The sequence below is a fragment of the Gloeotrichia echinulata CP02 genome, assembly GCA_038087035.1.
GTDB lineage: Bacteria > Cyanobacteriota > Cyanobacteriia > Cyanobacteriales > Nostocaceae > Gloeotrichia > Gloeotrichia echinulata.
In genome coordinates this window covers 6,211,080-6,232,403 of the sequence record CP051187.1, presented here as the reverse complement: position 1 = coordinate 6,232,403, position 21,324 = coordinate 6,211,080, and the positions used below count along the sequence as shown (strand labels likewise).

Annotated in this window: 18 protein-coding genes; 17 read left to right on the top strand and 1 reads right to left on the bottom strand. The window is 40.1% G+C overall.

Annotated elements, in window-relative coordinates:
• Positions 1-117: 117 nt before the first annotated feature.
• The 16 genes from HEQ19_27770 to HEQ19_31425 all read left to right on the top strand — a co-directional run bounded on the left by HEQ19_27770 (position 118) and on the right by HEQ19_31425 (position 19,609).
• Positions 118-1,167, top strand: coding sequence for a glycosyltransferase family 8 protein (locus tag HEQ19_27770; protein WYM03663.2), 1,050 nt, complete (start codon positions 118-120; stop codon positions 1,165-1,167).
• A gap of 78 nt (positions 1,168-1,245) precedes the next feature.
• Positions 1,246-2,274 (top strand): SDR family oxidoreductase, encoded by a 1,029-nt coding sequence (locus tag HEQ19_27765; protein WYM02710.1) that lies wholly within the window; start codon positions 1,246-1,248, stop codon positions 2,272-2,274.
• Between the two features lie 330 nt (positions 2,275-2,604).
• Complete coding sequence (locus tag HEQ19_27760) at positions 2,605-3,615, top strand: glycosyltransferase family 2 protein (protein ID WYM02709.1); 1,011 nt, start codon at positions 2,605-2,607, stop codon at positions 3,613-3,615.
• A 44-nt stretch (positions 3,616-3,659) separates the two neighbouring features.
• Positions 3,660-4,511: a phytanoyl-CoA dioxygenase gene (locus HEQ19_27755; protein WYM02708.1), complete on the top strand. Its 852-nt coding sequence runs from the start codon at positions 3,660-3,662 to the stop codon at positions 4,509-4,511.
• A 53-nt stretch (positions 4,512-4,564) separates the two neighbouring features.
• Complete coding sequence (gene rfbC / locus HEQ19_27750; GenBank protein WYM02707.1) at positions 4,565-5,107, top strand: dTDP-4-dehydrorhamnose 3,5-epimerase; 543 nt, start codon at positions 4,565-4,567, stop codon at positions 5,105-5,107.
• Positions 5,108-5,230: 123 nt separating this feature from the next.
• Positions 5,231-6,544 carry a Gfo/Idh/MocA family oxidoreductase gene (locus HEQ19_27745; GenBank protein WYM02706.1) on the top strand — a complete coding sequence of 438 codons (1,314 nt, stop codon included), beginning with the start codon at positions 5,231-5,233 and terminating at the stop codon, positions 6,542-6,544.
• Positions 6,545-6,937: 393 nt separating this feature from the next.
• A complete protein-coding gene (locus tag HEQ19_27740; GenBank protein WYM02705.1) occupies positions 6,938-8,026 on the top strand; it encodes a glycosyltransferase in 1,089 nt (362 codons plus the stop codon).
• Positions 8,027-8,062: 36 nt separating this feature from the next.
• Positions 8,063-10,291, top strand: a complete 2,229-nt coding sequence (locus tag HEQ19_27735; GenBank protein WYM02704.1) for a polysaccharide biosynthesis tyrosine autokinase — start codon at positions 8,063-8,065, stop codon at positions 10,289-10,291.
• Between the two features lie 565 nt (positions 10,292-10,856).
• A complete protein-coding gene (gene hepC / locus HEQ19_27730) occupies positions 10,857-11,621 on the top strand; it encodes a heterocyst development glycosyltransferase HepC (GenBank protein ID WYM02703.1) in 765 nt (254 codons plus the stop codon).
• A 184-nt stretch (positions 11,622-11,805) separates the two neighbouring features.
• On the top strand, positions 11,806-13,656 hold the full coding sequence (gene hepA / locus HEQ19_27725; protein ID WYM02702.1) for a heterocyst formation ABC transporter subunit HepA: 1,851 nt from the start codon (positions 11,806-11,808) through the stop codon (positions 13,654-13,656).
• A 91-nt stretch (positions 13,657-13,747) separates the two neighbouring features.
• The gene (locus tag HEQ19_27720; protein ID WYM02701.1) at positions 13,748-14,920 is read left to right on the top strand and encodes a glycosyltransferase family 4 protein; all 1,173 of its coding nucleotides are present in this window, start codon (positions 13,748-13,750) and stop codon (positions 14,918-14,920) included.
• A 15-nt stretch (positions 14,921-14,935) separates the two neighbouring features.
• A complete protein-coding gene (locus HEQ19_27715; GenBank protein WYM02700.1) occupies positions 14,936-16,102 on the top strand; it encodes a glycosyltransferase family 4 protein in 1,167 nt (388 codons plus the stop codon).
• A 38-nt stretch (positions 16,103-16,140) separates the two neighbouring features.
• Positions 16,141-17,142, top strand: a complete 1,002-nt coding sequence (locus HEQ19_27710; GenBank protein WYM02699.1) for a glycosyltransferase family 2 protein — start codon at positions 16,141-16,143, stop codon at positions 17,140-17,142.
• Positions 17,143-17,371: 229 nt separating this feature from the next.
• Positions 17,372-18,583 (top strand): glycosyltransferase family 4 protein, encoded by a 1,212-nt coding sequence (locus HEQ19_27705; protein ID WYM02698.1) that lies wholly within the window; start codon positions 17,372-17,374, stop codon positions 18,581-18,583.
• Positions 18,492-19,424 (top strand): glycosyltransferase, encoded by a 933-nt coding sequence (locus HEQ19_27700; GenBank protein ID WYM02697.1) that lies wholly within the window; start codon positions 18,492-18,494, stop codon positions 19,422-19,424. Before HEQ19_27705 ends, HEQ19_27700 begins: the two co-directional genes overlap by 92 nt.
• A gap of 50 nt (positions 19,425-19,474) precedes the next feature.
• A complete protein-coding gene (locus HEQ19_31425) occupies positions 19,475-19,609 on the top strand; it encodes a hypothetical protein (protein WZI67039.1) in 135 nt (44 codons plus the stop codon).
• Here the strand turns inward: HEQ19_31425 and HEQ19_27695 are convergent.
• Positions 19,606-19,791 (bottom strand): hypothetical protein, encoded by a 186-nt coding sequence (locus HEQ19_27695; GenBank protein ID WZI67038.1) that lies wholly within the window; start codon positions 19,789-19,791, stop codon positions 19,606-19,608. The two genes, HEQ19_31425 and HEQ19_27695, sit on opposite strands and share 4 nt — an antisense overlap.
• An 84-nt stretch (positions 19,792-19,875) precedes the next feature.
• Here HEQ19_27695 and HEQ19_27690 point away from each other — a divergent pair, with 84 nt between their 5' ends.
• Positions 19,876-21,321, top strand: a complete 1,446-nt coding sequence (locus HEQ19_27690) for an O-antigen ligase domain-containing protein (protein WYM02696.1) — start codon at positions 19,876-19,878, stop codon at positions 21,319-21,321.
• Positions 21,322-21,324: the final 3 nt, after the last annotated feature.

Below are 21,324 nucleotides of genomic sequence, written 5' to 3'. Positions count from 1 at the left end.
GAAAATTAGTTATCTTGGTTGAAAATTAACCTGTCCTACTCTCCGCTAACGACTATAAAATGTACCAAAATTCATAACTAGCAACTTGGGTTAATATTGCTGTAATTTGCCGGTGCTATGTTGAAGTTCCAAGCACTGGCACGATTTTTTAAATTCACCGGTGTAGCTGATAACATCCCATTTTATCTTCCCAACATCAGCCAACCAGTTATTAAGGTGAAATTTATGGCAGTTATATCAGAGATTCAGCCAATTGTTGTTGTTTGTGCTGCTGATAATAACTATGCAATGCCTCTTGCTGTTACAGTGCGTTCAGCACTTGCTAATCTTAAAAGTAATCGCAAGATGTCTTTATTTATTTTGGATGGAGGAATTAGTAAATTTAATCAGCGAAAGATTATCAAATCACTCCCCTCAGAGCAAGTTGATATTTCATGGATAAAAATAGATAATAGGGTATTAGACAATCTGGTTTTGACCAGACATTTAACAGTTACTTGCTATTATCGACTCCTGATTACGAAATTTTTAAGCCAAGAGCTAGATAAAGTAATTTATCTCGATAGCGATATGGTAGTAACTGGAAATTTAGAAAATCTATGGAATATTGATTTAGGCAATAATTATGTATTAGCAGTTCAAGATGATGTTGAATTATATATTTCAATGTCTAGTGGATTGAGAAACTATCATGAATTGGGAATTGACCCAGATTCTAAATATTTTAATTCTGGGCTGTTGGTGATTAATTTAGAAAAGTGGCGCAGCGAAAACATCGGAGAAAAAGTTATTGAATATGTCAAACATAATCGAGAATACGTGCAAAACGACCAGGACGGACTAAACGCAGTTCTTGCCGGTAAATGGGGAGAACTTCATCCAAGATGGAATCAAATGCCGAGAATTTATCATTATTCATCCTGGAAAGACAGTCCCTTTGCTGAAGATATCTATAACGAGCTATTGCATCAACCTAACATTATACACTTTACTAATTCTCCTAAACCCTGGTGTTCAGGATTGCGAGTAGAATGTCAACACCCTCAAAAAGATTTATTCTTCCACTATCTTGACATGACAGATTGGTCAGGATGGCGAGATACTTTCTGGAGACGCCTGGGGCGAAAATTTATGAAAATGACCTTCATAAATACCTCAAAACTCTGAAATAAACCTTGGCTTATCTCCTCTTGCTTACCTCTTAAATGCAATAGAAATCAACAAAATACAAAGGCTTTGACAACTATGAAAATATTAGTAACTGGCACAGAAGGTTATCTGGGTTCATTATTACCTTCTTTGTTAATTGAACGGGGAAATGAAGTTATTGGTGTAGATACTGGCTTCTATAAAGTTGGTTGGCTATTCAACGGTACTGATGTGACAGCCAAAACCCTCAATAAAGACATCCGTCACATCACCGCTAAAGATTTGCAAGGTATTGAAGCAGTTGTTCACATGGCGGAACTCTCCAACGACCCGACCGGACAATTATCACCCAATATCACCTACGAAATCAATCATCAAGGTTCAGTACGCCTAGCCAAACTAGCTAAAGAAGCGGGTGTACGTCGCTTTGTATATATGTCTTCCTGTAGTGTCTATGGTGTCGCTAGTGATGCTGATGTCACAGAAGAATCACCGGTGAACCCGCAAACAGCCTATGCTGAATGCAAAACCTTGGTAGAACGAGATGTCAAACTATTAGCTGATGATGATTTTTCTCCTACCTTTATGCGGAACGCCACTGCTTTTGGTGCTTCTCCGAGGATGCGATTTGATATTGTTTTAAACAACTTAGCAGGCTTGGCTTGGACTACCAAAGAAATCAAAATGACTAGTGACGGTACACCTTGGCGGCCATTAGTCCACGCACTGGATATATGCAAAGCAATTGTCTGCGCGATTGAAGCTCCTCGTGATATTGTACACAATCAAATCTTTAACGTGGGAGATACGGCAAACAACTATCGAGTCAAAGAAATTGCTGAAATAATAGCTCATGTTTTTACAGGTTGTCAATTATCCTTTGGAGATAATGGTGCAGACAATCGCAGTTATCGGGTATCGTTTGAAAAAATCAACACAATCTTACCAGGATTTAAGTGTGATTGGAATGCTCAGTTAGGTGCCCAACAGTTATTTGATTTATTCAGTCAAATTGATATGACTGAAGATACTTTCTTGTTTAGAGGCTTTACCCGCCTGAAGCAGTTAGAGTATCTGATTCGCACGGAGCAAATTGATAAAGATTTTTTCTGGAAAAAGCGCTAAATAGATATACACTGTAGGGAACATCCAAAATTTTTTCTTCTAATGACAATTTTATTCGTGCCGTGCCCCTACGACAATTTTCCTTTAACAGTTATCAGTTAAAAGTTTTGATAACCATTGACTGTTCACTGATTTAAAGCATATACACAAATCGAAGCTTCCGAATCAAAAATAGTTGAGTTGATTCGGAATCATCCGATATATCCGGTTTGAATTTTTCAATAATTTGCTCTCAGTCTCGTAGTAGTGCTTTAGTGCATAAAATGTTCCTCCTGAGTGCTAAAGCCCTACTACAAACAAATGCCTAATTCATTAAAGAACAACTGAGAAATGAATAAGTTACTGACCATTGCTATCCCTACTTATAATCGTGCTGAATTGCTTGATAAGCAATTAGCTTGGCTGGCGCAAGCGATTAAAGGTTTTGAATCTGAATGTGAAATTTTAGTTTCTGATAATTGTTCAACTGACAATACTCAGGATATCATCAAAAAATGGCAAGAAATACTCAACAATATAACATTTAAGTCGAATAGAAATCACCAAAATTTAGGCGTAATGAAAAATATTCTTTATTGCCTAGGTTCAGCGACAACAAAATATGTTTGGACTATTGGTGATGATGACCCCATTCAGGATAAAGCCATTGCTTACGTCATCAACAAAATCAAGCAACATGAAAATTTATCATTATTATTTCTCAACTTTTCTGGTAGAAATAAAATTACTCGTGAGCCAGTTCATCCACCAACAATAGTTGGAAATCGTTGGTTTGATGCTGATAGAGAAGATGGTCATGGTGATGGTAAAGCAATTTTTGAACATTGTTTTTCTAAAAGTGTCGGCGCAGTGATTTTTCTGACTGCTACAGTGTATCGCACTGACCTAGTAAAACGCGCTTTGCAAATTTGGCCAAATGCTGCAGATAATTGGATATCTTTAGCATATTTTGCAGGTTATTGTGCTGCCAATGGCAGTGTAATTGTCACGAAAGATACTTATTTGGAATGTATTGTTGGCGTGAGTTATTGGCAAAAAGTGCCACAATCTGCTCTGTTAATGCAATATAAACATATCCCTGAAGTTATTTTGAAACTACAGGAAAATGGATATTCTAAAAACTTTTGCAGACGGATGCTTTTGCAAAACAGCAAAGAAGTAAGCTTGAAAGTCTTTTTAGGTGCTTTGAGAAGATGGCCTATGTCCGCCATCAAGACAGTAGTTCCCTTTTTAGCTTTAGTTGGTTTTACTGCTTTAGAAGTGATCCCTGTTAGAGAGCTTAAACTCGCAGATGCAAATGAAATTACAACCCAACAAGAAATGCATCAGGAAGAGCCATAAAAATTATTGACAAACGCGCATCAAAAATAGGAGTAATTTACGCCATGTTGAACATGATTAAAAAGAAAATATCTACACTGTATTCTGACTTAAGTTGCATAATAGCACGGTGGAAGCATAAGAAACATTTACCTGCATTAGAACAGGGCGATCGCCAGATTCTTAATGCACTCAAACACGAAGGCGTTTGCGTAACCACACTGGCAGATTTAGGATTAAGCTCTAGCGCCGAAATGCTCAAGGCTGCTCAATCTAAATTATCCCAAATGGAGAAGGTTTATAACGAAGAGCTAGATCAAAAATTGCCGCAAATTTATACTATTACAGATTTACCAGAATTATCTAAATGGGCAACCGAGAAAAGGCTACTCAATATCATCGAAAATTACATTGGGTTTCCAATTAAGTTTCATGGTGTACATTTACGCAAAGATTTTCCCAGTGATAATCAGTTTGGTACGCTGCTATGGCATAGTGATGCAGAAGACCGCCGCATTATCAAAATCTTTATTCCCTTGCAAGATGTCACCAAAAAGCATGGACCTTTTGAATATATTCCTAAATATCTAACCTCTAGATTTAGTTTGAACTATTATCGGTTATTTTTCAAACTGCTGAAGTCCAAGTATTTAGGAATCGACGATGTAGCCGTCAACAAAATCATCCCCAAATCAGCTTGGAAGTCTTGTTTAGGTTCACTAGGAACTGTGATTTTAGCAGATACCAAAAATGTTTTCCATCATGGAACATTACGCACAGAAGAACGAGCAACATTATTTTTCTGTTACACCGCTAATCCTCCCGAACGTCCAGAACTTTGCACCCAATACTGGGATAATACTTTTCCTAGACTAGAGTTAAATTCGTCATCTGAACGAGTTAAAGTTACTGGCTAATTTTTCCAGGTTGATAAATTTTTCCGCCAACAATATTGACGTATAAGCGAATTATGATCTTCATCAAAACATCACTCAAAGACGCATTCATCATTGAATTAGAACAAAAACCAGATCATCGTGGTTTTTTTGCCCGGAGTTTCTGCGCTGAAGAATTTGCAGCCCACGGATTAAAGCCAACTGTAGCCCAATGCAACCTGTCTTTTAACTACAAAAAAGGCACTTTGCGCGGAATGCATTATCAAACACCCCCAGCAGCAGAAACTAAATTAATTCGCTGTACTAAAGGCGCTATTTATGATGTAATTATTGATATGCGTCCTGAGTCTCCTACATTTTTATCACACATTGGTGTGGAACTAACTCCCGAAAACCGTCGCGCTTTGTATGTACCAGAAATGTTTGCCCACGGCTATCAAGCCTTGACTGATGAAACTGAGGTTGTGTATCAGGTTAGTGAATTTTACACACCTGGTTATGAAAAAGGTTTACGCTATGACGACCCATTTTTTAATATTGAATGGCCTGTAGAAGTAACAGAAATTTCTGAGAAAGATTTGAATTGGCCTTTGTTGGAAACGATGATTGTGGGTTAAGCAACAGTAGGGGCGCAAGGCCTTGCGCCCGCGCCCCTAGCAAAACCTTGCGCCCCGATTCGTTACAAAAACCAAAAAACTTGAGTTAGTAACAAGCAAATAGCTATTAGAGGAATTGAAAACATGATTATTATTGATCGCGCTTTACAAGCCCGTGCATCTGCAGGAAACCCGATTAAAGTGGGGATGATTGGCGCAGGCTTTATGGGTAGAGGAATTGCAAATCAAATTGTCAATTCAGTACCTGGGATGGAGTTAGTAGCTATCTCCAACCGCCAGATTGAAGCAGCAAAACAAGCTTATGTGGAAGCAGGGATTGAAGAAATTCAGGTAGTGACAAATGTCACAGAATTAGCAGATGCGATCGCTCAGGGTAAATATGCAGTGACAGAAGATGCTGACTTACTCTGCCGTGCTGAGGGAATCGACGCATTAATCGAGGTTACAGGCGCTGTGGAATTTGGCGCCCATGTAGTCATGAGTGCGATCGCCCATCGCAAACATGTAATCATGATGAATGCTGAACTCGATGGTACTATTGGCCCTATCCTCAAAGTTTACGCTGATAAAGCCGGTGTGATTCTTAGCGCCTGCGACGGTGATCAACCAGGGGTGGAAATGAACCTCTACCGCTTTGTTAAAAGTATTGGTCTAACACCCCTGTTGTGCGGTAACATTAAAGGACTCCAAGACCCCTATCGTAATCCGACCACCCAAGAAAGTTTTGCCAAGCGCTGGGGTCAGAAAGCCCACATGGTGACCAGCTTTGCTGACGGCACCAAAATTTCCTTTGAGCAAGCGATTGTTGCGAACGCTACAGGAATGAAAGTTGCCCAACGCGGAATGTTGGGATATAACTTTAGTGGACATGTTGATGATATGACCCAAATGTATGATGTTGACCAACTCAAACAACTGGGCGGTATCGTCGATTATGTAGTTGGAGCAAAACCAGGCCCTGGGGTGTTCGTCTTTGCTACCCACGATGACCCCAAGCAACGTCACTATCTCAATTTGTACAAGTTAGGCGAAGGTCCACTTTACAGCTTCTACACTCCTTATCACCTCTGTCATTTTGAAGTTCCACTATCCGTAGCCCGTGCTGTGCTGTTTCAGGATGCAGTCATGTCTCCACTAGCAGGACCGCTGGTGGATGTAGTCACCACCGCAAAAATTGACTTGAAAGCAGGAGAAACCTTAGATGGTATCGGCTTCTACATGACCTACGGACAATGTGAAAATTCCCCCATCGTCCAAGCGCAAAACCTCCTACCAATTGGTTTAGCAGAAGGATGTCGCCTCAAACGAGACATTCCTCAAGATCGAGTCCTCACCTACGATGATGTAGAATTACCTGCAGACAGACTTTGTGACAAATTACGAGCCGAACAAAACGCTTATTTTGTCCCAGAAAAAACCCTGGTAGGAGTTAGATAGCATCTTGACAATTTGTTAGGACTTACGCAACTGGCACAATAATAATCGTAGTCACGCACCATTCTTTAAATGTGACACGTAAGTAAGTCCTGTTTGTAAATAGCAGTCCTAAATTAGTCGTGAAAATTTAGATACCTGACTTCTTTAAGAAGTCGGGTATCTGAACAACAATAATTTTCACAAAACATCCAAGATTGCTATAAAACAATACGGTTCAGTTAGAGCCAAAAACCTTGATCCACGTAGGTTGGGTTTCGTTCCTCAACCCAACCTACAATTTTCCTTAACTGAACCGTATTGTGCTATAAAACAGTAAATTGTGTGGTTAGGCACTCAAATTATTAATTGAAACTGAGGAGCCTGAAAACTGTATAAAAATTTTGGATAAAATTTATGAAAATAGCGCTAGTCCATGATTATTTAACCCAGCGCGGTGGAGCAGAGCGCGTGTTTGAATTGCTGTGTAAACGCTACCCCGAAGCTGATATTTTTACCTCTTTGTACGATGCTAAAAAAACTATTGATGTAGGTGAGCGGATAGTTAACACAACGTTTTTACAAAAAATTCCAGGAGCCGCAAAGAATTTCCGATTGATTGCTCCCTTATATTTTCCGGCATTTCGGTCTTTGGATTTACAAAAATACGATATAATTATCAGTAGTAGCACTAGTTTCGCCAAAGCAGTACGAAAACACCCAAATGCACGCCACATATGCTTTTGTCATAATGTTACCCGTTTTTTGTGGGATACAGAAACTTATTTACGGGAGTATGGAGACTATCGATATTTTGCCCCAATCATCGAAAAAATCTTTCAATTCATGAGACAGGTAGACCTGAAATATTCACAGGAACCTGACCTTTATATTGCTAATTCTAGTATTGTCGCCCGGCGTATTCAAAATATTTACGACAAAGAAGCTATTGTTGTTAACTATCCAATTGATACCAGTAATTTTGTTTTTTCTGATACCAAAGACGAATATTATTTGGCATCAGCCAGAATGATCAGCTATAAACGTTTGGATATAATAATTGAAGCTTTCAATTGGTTGGGATGGAGATTATTAATATCAGGTGACGGTCCAGAACAAGAAAGGCTAAAATCGAAAGCATTAGATAATATTGAGTTCTTGGGACATGTCAGTGATAGCAAACGCAAAGACTTGTTTTCTAAAGCTAAGTCTGTCATCGTGGCCGCCTTAGAAGACTATGGATTAGTCCCCGTAGAGGCTAATGCTAGTGGCACACCAGTCATCGCTTATGGAGCCGGTGGTGTATTAGATACTCAGATACCTGGTAAGACCGGGGTATTTTTTACAAGACAGACACCAGACTCCCTACAAGCTGCATTACGAGAAGCTGGGAATATAACTTGGAATTACGCAAACATCCGTAATCATGCGGTGACAAATTTTTCAGAAACAGCATTCTTTAGTAAGGTCGAAAAAATTATTGACCAAGCTTGTGGAGTGCATTAATCATTAATGTGATTTGTGAGGTTAAGGATAATAAAAGTGGTTCAAACAAGTCTAAATCCCAATTTAAATCCTGCTGCTGACACAGAACCGGGTTACGGACAAATGTTTGCCGTATTTTTTCGCAGATTTCCTTGGTTTTTCCTGGTATTTTTGACATCGGTTACTTTAGCAGGTTTAGTCACTTCTAAGACCAAGCCTACTTACAAAAGCTCGATGCAGCTATTAATAGAACCTAACTATCAAGTTAAACCAGGAACAGTCGGAGTTGAAAATCAGTTCACCGACTCGAATATTGAGATAGATACTGCGACTCAGCTTAACTTGATGCAGGGTTCTGGGCTGATCCAAAAAGCGGTTGATAAACTTCAGCAGGACTATCCAGATATTACTGTAGCTGACATTAAAGAGTCTTTAGTCTTAAATCAAATCAGGATGAAAGAAGATAATGTCCTGACTAAAATCTTTCAAGTTGAATATACTGGCAAAGATCCAGAGAAAACACAAAAAGTTTTGGCTGCGATTCAGCAAGTTTATTTAGAATACAATAAACAGCAGCAGGATGTCCGTTTACAAAAAGGTCTCCAAGTCATCAGAGAGCAGTTAAGCAAAGCAAGTGAAGAAGTGAATGCTTCTGAGACTAACCTGCAAAGGTTTCGCAGAAATCAGAATTTAATCAATCCAGAATCACAAGCAAAAGCCCTTGAGGATGCTGTCAATAATCTTCAGCAAGAACGACGCACCACTCGTTCTCAATATGAAGAGGCTTTAGCACGGCAAAAATCTTTGCAAGAACAACTTAAGCGTTCTCCACAAAACGCTCTGGTTTCTTCTCGTTTGAGCCAATCTACTCGTTATCAAGGCTTATTGAACGAAATCCAAAAAACCGAACTGGCTCTAGCACAGGAGCGTTTACGCTTCACCGATGAGACGCCGAATATACAAAAGTTGAAGGATCAACTCAATAGCCAGAAAGAATTATTACAGCAAGAAGTAGGAAGGACTTTAGGCGGACCGTCTACTGATGCTGCTGCTAGCGGAGACACTCTGCTTGAACAAGGACAACTCGGTGCAATTGACCTCAATCTTGCTAGTCAACTAGTAGAAACACAGACAAATATAGTTGCATTAACTGCTCGCGATCAAACTTTAGCTCAGAAAGAGAACGATCTGAATTTGCAACTTAAACGCTTTCCACCTTTGATCAGTTATTACAATCGGATACTACCGCAGTTACAATTTAGCCGTGAAAGGTTAGAACAGCTATTGCGAGCCGAACAACAATTACGCCAGGAACTTTCTAAAGGTGGATTTAATTGGCAAGTTGTTGAAGAACCCCAAAAAGGTAAACAGTTGGGGCCAAATCTCCAGCAGAACCTTTTGTTAGGTGCCGTAGTTGGGTTAATGTTGGGAGGTATCGCGGCATTTGTTCGCGAAGCATCTGATGATGCTGTGCATACCACTGCAGAATTGGAGAAGCAATTTGCTTTGCCATTGTTAGGAACAACCCCCAAGTTACCACCTGCAAAATCTAGAGAATCAGTGATCAAATTACCTTTTGGTAAACCAGAAGTTTTTGCTCCCTGGACAATTCAGATACTACAGTCACCACCGCGTTGGGAATCTTTGGATCTGATTTATAAAAATATTGAGCTGCTAAATTCTGTTGCTACGTTAAAATCTTTGATGATCACCTCAGCTTTAGCCGATGAGGGTAAGTCATCTTTAGCATTGGGTTTAGCAATGAGCGCTGCTCGGTTACACAAAAAGGTATTACTAATTGATGCCAATCTACGTGATCCTAGTTTGCACAAACAACTGAATCTTCCTAATGAACAGGGGCTTTCGACTCTACTAGAAAGTGATGTTTCTTTACCCAACCAGATTGGACTTCAATATTCAGGCTCATCCTACATCGATATTTTGACCGCCGGACCAACGCCTGCTGACCCAGCTAATCTTTTAAGTTCCCCACGTATGATGCAATTAATGGCAACATTTGAGGAGAACTATGATTTGGTACTCATCGATGCTTCTCCAGTTATTGGCTTAGTGGATGCCATGCTCATAGCATCATCTTGTCGTAGTGTGGTCATGGTGGCAAGCATGGGTAGGGTAACTCGCAGCCAAATTGCCCAAGCTACAGCCATGTTGAGCAAGTTAAACCTAATTGGGGTTGTGGCTAATGGAGTCTCCAATTCTACTAGTACGTATGTGCCATATACAAGGCAACAACGATTAGCACTGCAACAATTTGTAGAAAAATAGCTAATAACTAAGTCGCTAGGGGCGCTAGGGGCGCAAAGCCTTGCGCCCCTACTATGGAACAATATGGCTAAAATGCATTTTTTAAATCAGGATAAATTAAGTTAATTCACAATAACTTGATAATTCTCCGAAAAATCATTCTTTTTTTAAAGATTGAATGAATTATTTAGATAATGCATACTTATTTGTCCATAGGCTTATATTCTAAATATCACAGCCAATGACCAATAGCTCTGAAAGAAAAGTGGAGCTGTTTTGTGAGATTTGTCGAGTAATTAAGCTGATAGGCATAGCTAAACCAATTCGCAATCGGCTAGGGGACGGAAGGCTTACGTAATTACATTTGGCAATGGGGATTTAGACCACGACACACAATTCGCTGCGAAAAGAAGCAGGGGACTTAAAACCCTAAAATTTGTTAAATAGATTTAGGTAATTTCAGACCTGGAAGTGAGTAATTATCTCCTGGCTTTTGGAAAAATCAGAAGACGTGGTTCGGACTCTTGAGCATTGATAGCTTTTGATATTAAATCAGCAATCTACTAGTTGAGAAATCCAAAGAGATATGACATTGTCAATAATTCCAACTTTACAGAATGGCTATACTGTGGACGAGAAACACCAAGATAATCGCTCCCCATATTGCACACTACAGTGGCGTCGGGGTCAGTTGTTGGTGAAGTCTTCGGGAAAACTCAAACAGCCATATCTACCTGCTTTATATAGCGAACAATCGCTAGTAGAGTGCTTAAAACACTCCCCAATAAATTTTGTTCGTATCGACCCAAAGCTGGGTGAAGCCAGGCTAAAATTTTGGGCAGATGCGTGTGAGCAAGCTAATAAGTCAATATTTTTAGGTATACCCTCTACCGATAAAGGACTGAAACCAAGTAGCCCACTTTTTAGCGGCTTAAAGCGGCTAATTGACTGGATTTTTGCCTTAGCACTACTGTTGATTGTGACTCCAGTAATGCTGGGATTAGTTTTGCTGATGCGGGTTTATTCACCAGGGTCACTTTTTTCTCGTGAGTGGTACGTTGGTGAGCGGGGTAAATTTTTTCGAGGAATCAAGTTTCGCACAACTGCAAAGCAAAATATCACATCCCTAGGCGGTTGGATGGCTAAGTACGAACTGCAAAATCTGCCACAGTTATTCAATGTAGTGCGGGGTGATATGAGTTTGATCGGTTCTCGTTGTTGGACGTTGGAAGATGCAGTTCGCCTAAGTTCAGAAGAACAAAAGCAACTCAATCAACTATCAGGAATGACGGGTGGATGGGAAGTTAGCCCAGAGACAAACTTGTTGAATTTGGATGGACAAACACTGTGATTTATTAGCCTTCAGTGCAGTCGCTGAATTTTAGATTTTAGATTTTAGATTCTCTTCACGAATAAAATCCGCTTGTTTACAATTGATTATTTACATTCCCGGATTTTAATTGTTTCCAGTAATCTAAAATCTAAAATTCTCTAACTGCGTGTGAGATGTACCAAATTTTTGTTAAAAATTATCCATGTATTTTAAACTTTCTCAACTCTTAAGAAATCTGCTCAAGGCTACCAGCTTCTGGCGGAAAAATAAATTGATCTTGCGAGAATTTAAACATTTTCGCAAGATTACCATTCTGGCGCTAGTATTTTCTTTTTTGGCGGCAACATTTGAAGGCGTAAGTATTGGTTTTTTACTTTCATTTTTACAAAGTTTAACTACTCCAAATGCCCAACCAGTGCGGACAGGAATCGAGTGGTTTGATATTGCTATTTTGGGAATTAATACATCGCCAATTAGTCGTCTATACCGAATATCTTTACTGATTTTATTCACGACATGGATACGTGCAGCCTTCAATTATTTTGGGCAAGTATACACTGAATTAGCTCAACTAAATCTTGGTGATCGCTTACGTAAGCAAATTTTTGAACAGTTGCAATCTCTGCCACTCAGCTATTTTGCTCAAATTCGTTCTGGCGAACTTATTAATACAATTACTACAGAAATTGAAAGGATAAGACAGGGTTTTAGTGGCGTAGCATTCTTGTTTACAAGAGGAATTACAACTCTTGTTTATTTAATGTCAATGTTTTTGCTTTCCTGGCAACTGACACTAATCTCAATATTGTTATTTACACTTTTAGGCGTAGGATTATCAAATCTGAATGCCAGAGTAAGAGAAACGAGTTTTGGTGTATCAGTTGCTAACGGTAATTTTACATCAATAGCCATAGAATTTATTAATGGAATTCGTACTATTCACGCATTTGGTACTCAAGAATTTGAGCGTGAACGTTACTACAAAGCGAGTAATCAGATAGTTAGTACCTCAACGAAAGTTGTATTTACTTGGACATTGGTTAGGCCAATTGCTGAAGGTGCAGCTACTACAGTTCTAATCGGGATGATTATTTTGGCATTCACTAGCTTTGTCGCTAATGGAACGCTACAAGTTGCTTCTTTGCTGACCTTTTTCTTTGTACTATTTCGCCTCGTACCCTTTATCCAAGATATTAATGGTACGAGAGCATTTCTCAGCACTATGCAAGGTTCCGCAGACAACATTAAAAACCTGTTAAAAACGGAAGATAAAACTTATTTTCAGAACGGGACAATCAAGTTTTCTGGTTTCAAAAGATCTCTTGACTTGGTATCTGTAGATTTTGGCTATAATGCCGATAATCTAGTGCTACATAACATTACCCTCACCATTGAACGGGGAAAAATGACGGCTTTGGTAGGAGGGTCCGGTGCAGGTAAAACAACGCTTGCTGATTTAATTCCTCGATTTCACGATGCAACAGAGGGAAATATATACATTGATGAAATTAATATACGGCAGTTTGAAATTAATTCCCTCCGTAGCAAAATAGCTGTTGTTAGTCAGGATACGTTTATTTTTAACACTTCTGTCTGGAATAATATTGCTTACGGTACAGAACAGGCTAGTGAAGCTGAAATCAAAGAAGCAGCTCGACTAGCGAATGCACTGGAATTTATTTTAGAAATGCCAGAAGGTTTTGACACGCAACTAGGAGATCGAGGAGTGCGGTTATCTGGGGGACAACGCCAACGAATTGCGATCGCCCGCGCTTTACTGCGAAACCCAGAAATTCTGATCTTGGATGAAGCCACCAGCGCTTTAGATTCTATGACCGAGCGATTAATTCAGGAATCTTTAGAAAAACTTGCTGTGGGTCGAACCGTGATTGTCATCGCTCACCGTCTTTCCACAATTTCTGCAGCAGATAAAGTTGCAGTTTTGGAAGAGGGGCGAATTGTCGAGCAGGGCAAATATCAAGAATTATTGCAGCTACGTGGCAAGCTTTGGGAATATCACAAGACACAATACGAGATAGGTCAAGTAGAGTAATTACAAAGATTTTGGCAAAAATTTTGGACTCTTTTGATTAATGCACAAATCAGGGTGTTTCTCACATAAAAAAATGGCAATATAAAAAATTATGGTCAAAGTTATTCTCACTTGCAACACAGAATTAGGGACAGGAGGACAAGGAGGTTTTTTAGCTCATGCAGCCGCAGGTTTGAGCGAACTATCACACCTAAATGTATTTTCTGCAGGTTCTCAAGTACCTCACACAAAATTTCCAATTTATCCCCTAGGATATTCTGACTGGAGCCGGAGAATATTGACAACTCCGCTGCTACGTCGTCGCTATGATTTGGCTGTACTACTCAGTGATTTATATTTTGATCAACAGGTAAGCAAAAAAATACAATCCCATCCCTACGATTTAATTGTCGGAGTAGCAGGTCAAACGCATCTGGCATTTGAAAAAACGAAAAAAAAAGCTGCAAAAACTTGGCTTTATTGCCTCAATAATTACCTGCCATTTATGCAGCAACAAATTCAGCAAGAACTGCAATTTTTATCAGAAACCAGTGTGGCAACAATGCACCCAAAAATGCTACAAAGGTTCTTGTGGGAGTGCGAACAAGCTGATTTAATCTTGCTGAATGCAAAGGTAGCAAAAAAACCATTTATTGATGCTGGTGTCCCTGGCGAAAAATTGGCTGTTATTACTCCTAGTATTAATAGTCAAAAGTTTTATCCTGCTGTCAAAAATGACTCGATATTCCGAGTATTGTATGTAGGTACAATCGAGCCACGTAAAGGTGTTCACTATTTAATCCCAGCTTTCTTACAAGCAAAAATTCCTCAGTCAGAGATGTTATTAGTCGGCGGAACCTCAACCCGTGTACTGCGGCTTTTAATAGAGAAAGTTCTCAGACAAAATCCCCAGATTAAACAAGAATTTTGGGATTTTAATCGTCAAGATCCTGTGCCAGTATTTAGTCGCTGCTCAGTGCTAGTTTTACCATCGGTTGAAGATGGTTTTGGACTGGTAGTACTCGAAGCAATGGCCTGCGGACTACCTGTAATCGTCACTTCTCATTGTGGTGCTGCTGACTTGGTTGAAGATGGCATTAATGGATTTATCGTACCACCGAGAGATGTCAAAGCTATAGCTGATAAATTAGATTTTTTAGCTAGCAACGAGTCGATTCGTCTAGCAATGGGTAAAGCCGCTAGAATTACCGCAATGAAATATAATCAGGAACTTTATAACCAGGAACTCCGACAAATATTTAAGCAGCAAGGATTGCTCAATTAGGAATAGGAAGTAATAATGAAGAGCTTAATTACAGATACTAATCAAGGTAATGCTAAATGGCATCAATCAACTATTCAAAAAAATATAATTTCTCATTGTTCTAGTTTTAATGTAGGTGTCGGTGGAGGTGTGGAAACTTATTTAGCTTCTCTTTTGGGGCAACGATTACCTAATGTTAGCGATGACCCGATTAAATCGCTAGAAAATATTGACCAAAGTCAGTTCAAATTGTTGCACGTCCACAGTCAAGATTTACTATTGCAGCTTACAGGAAAATGTCCGGCTGTATTCACAGTTCACAATCACTCACCATACTGTGCTAGTGGCACTAAATATTTAGCTAATCAGCAGGTAACTTGTAATCGAAATTTCTCATATTTAGGATGCACTTGGGGTAAGATAATTGATGGTTGTGGTAGTCGTAGACCCCACAGGGTAATTAATGAATTTAGAAGCACTCATCAGACAATAGAATTATTAAAAAAATTTAAACTTACTATCATTGCTAATAGCGATTATGTACGGGAACAGTTGATTAAACATGGTGCGCCACCTCAGCAAACTGTAACCTTGCGTTATGGTATAGTCGTTCCGCAAATTGCTACTGCACCCCTAACTTTAGAAATTCACCAAAAGCAGAGAATTTTGTTTGTTGGACGTATTGTTCCTGATAAAGGACTAGAATGGCTACTCAAAACTTTAGTACATACAAATCCGCAAATTAAACTCGATATTGCAGGTGATGGGTGGGATAAACCCCGATTAGAAAATTTAGCTAGCAAACTAGGTGTAACTGATCGTATTGTTTGGCATGGGTGGTGTAATACTGATAAATTAAATAAACTTTATGAACAGTGTTTTGCTCTTGTTTTCCCCAGTGTCTGGCCTGAGCCTGCTGGGCTGGTGACTCTAGAAGCATACGCCCGATATCGACCTGTAATTGCTAGTCAAGTTGGCGGTATTCCCGAACACTTGCGAGATGGAGAAACAGGTATTCTTGTGCCAGCCAATGATATCGAGAAGTTAGCCTTTGCTATTACTGATTTGTCTACAAATTACGATAAAAGCCGACAAATGGGTGAACAAGGTCATGATTTATTGATGCAGGAGTTTACCATTGATGTGCATGTAAAAAAATTGCAAAAAATTTATGAAACAACCATAGAACAATTTGATGCATAAACGAGGTTTGTATAGCTAAAAAGAGGAGCAAAATAAAGATGTTAGCAAATCAAACATGTCAACAACCTTTAGTTAGTGTTATTATCCCTACCTATAATCGACCAGAGTATCTTCAGCAAGCCATAGCTAGTGCTATTGGGCAGAGTTATCAAAATATTGAAATCATTGTTACTGATAATTCTAGTCCAGAGAATCCCCAGAAAATTGTCGAATCTTTTGGTGATTCACGCATCCGATTTTGGCGACAACCGCAAAATTTAGGGATGTTGGCGAATCAGATGTATGGTTTCAAAATAGCACGGGGTAAATATGTCGCCAGCCTCCACGATGATGATATGTGGAACGAGGATTTTCTCGAAAAGCTTGTACCACCTCTAGAAGCAAATCCCAATTTAATTCTGGCTTTTTGTGACCAATTTATCATAGATGCTCAGAGTCAAATTAATTATGCTGAAACTGAAAAAAATACACGCGGTTCTAACCGACATAACCTGACGAAAGGAGTTCATCAATCTTTCTACAAAATTGGTTTAGTCGATAAAAGTATACCCACTGCAGCCGCTTGTCTAATTCGTAATCATGTTATTGATTGGGATAATATTCCACCAGAAGTAGGTGGCATGTGGGATTTATATTTAACCTACCTCTGTGCTATATCTGGTTATGGCGCTTACTATTTTCCAGAAAGACTAACGCGCTATCGTACCCATGAGCAAACTGATACTATGCTCAGTGGTAGTAAAGATGCTCAGGCAAAAATCCGCAAAGCTAAAAGCGAATTATTTTGTTATAAAATCTTCATGGAAGATACTCGGTTACAAGAATTTAAATTATACTTTCAGCAGCAATGGTTAGAAGCTCATACAACTTTAGGGATTGGTTTGCTACGGAATCAACAGCTAGCAGATGCACGTTTTTATCTTTGGCTCGCACTAAGGAAACAAAAATTTAATTTGCGAACCATAATCGCTCTAATTCTCAGTTTGATTCCGCGACTATTAGCTAATCAATTACTACGAGTAGCTACATCATACCATTAAGTAGGTTGGGGCAAATGTAGGGGCGCAAGGCCTTGCGCCCCTACGGGTAAGAATCGTTTGTCAATTGTCATTGGTGATTTGTCATTGGTAATATATTTATATATTTATGAATCTATACTTGGTTAGTGAAGTCAAACAAAAAAACTAACTATTTATTGTGGGTTTGGCGTCTCGTTCACCCCTCAATAAACTCTAATAATTAAAAATTACTTGACTCATGAGGTAGTGCGTGAAACTTTGCATTGTTACTCACAAAATTAAAAAAGGTGATGGTCAGGGACGGGTAAATTATGAGGTGGTAAAAGAAGCAATTCGTTGCGGTCATCATCTGACATTATTGGCTAGTGAAATAGCACCAGAACTACAAGACCATAAACTAGTTAACTGGATTTCGATTCCAGTGCAAAAATTCCCCACTGAATTGATGCGGAATTTTATCTTTGCTATTAAAAGTGCAGCTTGGGTAAAAAAATATCGCTCGGAAATTGATTTAGTCAAGGTAAATGGAGCGATTACCATGACATCAGCAGATGTGAATGCTGTACATTTTGTACACAGTTCTTGGCTGCGATCGCCTGTCCATATTTCCCGCACCCGCCGCGATATTTATGGTCTGTACCAGTGGCTTTATACTGCGTTGAATGCTTATTGGGAAAAACAGGCATTCCAAACAGCAAAAGTTATCGTAGCCGTCTCTGAAAAAGTAGCCCAAGAATTAGTAAATATCGGCGTTCCCCGTTCTCGGATTCAGGTAATTTTCAATGGCGTAGACTTGCAAGAATTTGCTCCTGGTGTGGCTAATCGTCAAAAATTAGGTCTACCGCCAGACGTAAATTTAGCACTTTTCGCCGGAGATATCCGCACATCCAGGAAGAACTTAGATACTGTGCTGTCGGCTTTGGTGAAGGTTCCCGATTTACATTTAGCAGTTGTCGGTGATACCGAGGGTAGCCCCTTTCCCCACCTAGCAGCATCCCTAGGGTTAAATCAACGAGTGCATTTTCTGGGATATCGCCGGGATATCGCCGATATCATGCGGGCGGTGGATTTATTTGTCTTTCCTTCCCGTTATGAAGCTTGCACCCTGGTATTATTAGAAGCCCTCGCTTCGGGACTACCAGTGATTACCGCCACCGCTACTGGAGGTGCAGAATTGGTGACGCCAGAATGTGGCGTAGTTTTGCCCAATTCTGATGATATTAATGCCTTAGCGACGGCGTTGTTGTCTTTAGTGAGCGATCGCACTTTGATGCAACAAATGGGTCAAGCAGCTCGTTCTGTTGCTGAACAACATAGTTGGAAAATTATGGCACAAACTTATGTGCAGTTATTCGAGGAGTTAAGCAACAATGAAGAACACCGTTCTCATTCCCACCTATCGCCGTCCTCAAGATCTGTTACGCTGCCTTTTGGCACTGCAAGCGCAAACTCAGCCAGTTGATCAAGTAATCGTGGTTGTCCGCGATACCGACGCAGAAACTTGGCAATTCCTCGCGCAATTTCCGCCCGACAACTTACCATTACAAATCGTCAATGTTACCCTTCCCGGTGTGGTAGCAGCACTCAACGCCGGACTAGCAGCGGTAGCAGGAGACATTGTTTCAATTACTGATGATGATGCTGCACCCCACCCTGATTGGTTAGAGAAAATCACCGCTCACTTTATGTCAGATAGTCGTATCGGTGGCGTTGGTGGGCGTGATTGGATACACCAAGGTAATAAAATCGAAAATGACTCCCGTCAGATAGTTGGTAAATTGCAATGGTTTGGGCGAATCATTGGTAATCATCACCTAGGAGTAGGACAACCCCGCGAAGTTGATATTCTCAAAGGAGTCAACATGAGTTTTCGCCAACAGGCGATCGCCAAATTGTGTTTTGATCAGCGGATGCAAGGTACAGGAGCGCAAGTACATTTTGAAATGGCTTTTACCCTAGCTTTAAAGCGAGCTGGCTGGAAGATAATTTACGATCCTCAAGTTGCAGTAGATCACTATCCCGCACAACGTTTTGATGAAGATCAACGCAACAATTTTAACGAAATTGCCTTTACTAATTTAGTTCATAATGAAACTCTAGTTTTACTAGATCATCTACCGCCGCTACGCCGTGCGGTGTTTTTATTTTGGGCAATATTCATTGGTACACGAGATAGTTTTGGCTTAATACAATGGCTACGATTTTTGCCCAGTCAAGGCCAGCTAGCAGGTAAAAAATGGCTCACATCTTTACGTGGACGTTGGCTAGGATGGCAGACATATCTCGAAGGGACTGGTGACTAGTACTCTGTCAAGACAAAAATGATGGACTGTAGTGCGGGCATCTTGCCCGCGTGAGCGAGACGCTCACACTACCAAAAATCCCTCAAAACAAAATTGACAGACTACTAGGGATTGGGGACTGGGGACACTTCGGCAAGCTCAGTGCATCGCTGGGGACTGGGGACTGGGTGGGGACTGAAGGTTAATCAACAGAAAGTGAAGTTTCGAGTTCTGAGGTTGAAGTTTCGAGTTCTGATGCTGAAGTTTCGAGTTCCGAAGTCGAAGTTTCGAGTTCCGAAGTCGAAGTTTCGAGTTCCGAAGTTGAAGTTTCGAGTTCCGAAGTTGAAGTTTCGAGTTCTGAGGTTGAAGTTTCGAGTTCCGAAGCCAAAACTTGAACTTCTACCCATCCCCAATCCCCAATCCCCCATGCCCCATTCCATGCCCAATGCCCAATGCCCCATTCTCAAATAACATGACTTCTAAACAGATACTTTTTAATAGTTTTTTACAAGAACATTTCTCACCCGAAGAGCGAGGGGCGCAAGCTTGGATTGTAATTCTAGGCTTCATCTTTCTGATGATAGTGTGCTATTTTGCTGGTGCTGCTGGTATGTTGCGCCTTGTGTATCCGGGAGCAGCTTTCGCAGTAGGCGTGTTTTTATACTTGCGACATCCCATTTTCTACATCAGCTTTACCTGGTGGGTATGGTTTCTTACACCCTTATTCGCCCGCTTAGTTGACTATCGCATAGGTTGGGACCCCACCCGTCAGATACTTATAGCACCTTATTTAGTGGTGTTTGTTACGATATGCACCTTTATCAAATATCTTCCCAGGATGACAAGTCTGGGGGGCTTACCTTTTCTTTTAGGTTTTCTTGGGGTGTTCTATGGGTTTCTTGTCGGTCTGATTTATAACGCGCCTATTCCAGTAGCACGTGGTCTTTTAGACTGGCTCAGTCCGATTATTTTCGCTTTTCATTTATTTATCAATTGGCGAGATTATCCCAGCTATCGCCAGAACATTCAGCAAACATTTCTCTGGTGTGTCTTGCTCACCGGAATTTATGGGATATATCAATTTGTGGTAGCTCCTGAATGGGACCGATACTGGTTGATGGAATCAAAAATGTTTACTAGTGCTGGAGATCCTGAACCTTTTGGGATGCGTGTGTGGAGTACTCTACACTCAGTCGGACCTTTTGGCTCTGTAATGCAAACTGGTCTACTGTTATTATTTACCAGTTCTGGTCCTTTAATTTTTCCAGCTTCAGCTGTGGGCTATTTGTCCTTCTTGCTAGCACAAGCACGTACTAACTGGGGGGGGTGGTTATTAGGGATAATTATCATTTTTGGTTCAGTCAAAACCCGAATTCAAATGCGCCTAATCATCATAATTTTGGTGATGGGAATGTGTGTTGTGCCGTTGACAACTATTGAGCCTATTTCTAAAGTTGTTAGTGGTCGTTTGGAAACTTTTTCTAATCTGGAAAATGATACCAGCTTTAAAGATAGATCCGGGAGCTATGATAGAAATCTCAGTATCGCTCTTTCTAACGGTCTAGGTAACGGTTTAGGAAATACCTGGACAGTCAATGAAAAAACTGGTCAAATCGAAGTTTTTGTAATTGACAGTGGGATTTTAGATATGTTTTTTACCTTGGGATGGTTTGGCGCAATCCCTTATATTGGCGGCTTAATGTTGATACTTATTAGTGTTAGCAAATACAACGAAGGACGTTTCGATAGTTTTGTCAGTGCTGCACGGGCTATTGGGATAAGTTCTTGCGCCCAATTAATTATTGGTAGTGGGATGCTGAGTGTTTCTGGCATGATTCTTTGGGGATTTTTAGCTCTAGCTATGGCAGCACATAAATACTACCAACATCAAGGAATAACTGGATTTAAATCAAGGTGAAGA